This is a genomic window from Alcanivorax sp. HI0083, assembly GCF_001635175.1.
In genome coordinates, this window is the sequence record NZ_LWFX01001529.1 from 1 (window position 1) to 914 (window position 914).

The following is a 914-nucleotide window of genomic DNA, read 5'->3' on the forward strand; positions in this document are numbered from 1 at the left end:
AAGCGAGAACATCGTTTCCCTGTACCTGGCTCGTCAGGACGGTGAGGCGCTGCAGCCGCACCAGCCTGGCCAGTACATTACCGTGCGGGTGACGCCACCCGGTGGCCAGCCGGTAATGCGCAACTACAGCCTGTCTTGTGCACCGGGTGAAAGTCATTATCGAATCAGTGTGAAACGGGAGCTGGCAACAGCTGACGAGGCCCCCCATGGTGTGTGCTCTGGTTATATTCATGAGCATATTCAGGAAGGCGATGTGCTGGAGGTGGCGCCTCCCTGTGGAGAGTTTACCTTGGCCGATGCCGCTGGTGACGGCGTTCCGTTGGTGCTGGTGGCTGGCGGTGTGGGAATTACGCCGCTGCTTTCCATGCTGCATGGGGCGCTGGCTCGCCAACAGGGCCGTGAAGTGATCTTTATTCAGTGTGCCCAGAATGGAGCCGTTCGGCCTTTTGCTGCGGAGCTGCAGAAGCTGGCGGATAGCCATGACAACCTGCATTGCCATGTCCGTTACAGCGAACCGTCAGCGCAGGATAAGGCGCAGGGTGGTTTTGATAGCACCGGTTTTTTGGATCGAGCATTACTGGATCAGTTGGTGGGAGAGCGTCGCGCGGAGTATTACTTCTGCGGTCCGGTCCCCATGCTGAAAGCCCTGTATGGCGTGCTGCAGGAAAAAGGCGTGGACGATGCGGATATCCATTACGAGTTCTTCGGTCCGGCAGAAGGGCTTGCCGCCTGAATTTGCGATCCGTCGGTCAGTTAACGAAAGAGGCCGCGCTCCAGGAGCGCGGCCTCTTGCTTTCCGCCGGCAGCGACTAATTGAGCATTTCCACCACACCCTGATTGCTCATCATTGCTACCCGGTTTCGGCCGGCACCTTTTGCCTGATACAACGCTTCATCGGCCATTTTCAATAGCTG

At 57.9% G+C, this 914-nt stretch carries 1 protein-coding gene; it reads left to right on the top strand.

The window, feature by feature from the left end:
- The coding region (locus tag A3754_RS22985) for an FAD-binding oxidoreductase (protein ID WP_231880752.1) at window positions 1-733 on the top strand (733 nt) is incomplete at its 5' end.
- Window positions 734-914: the final 181 nt, after the last annotated feature.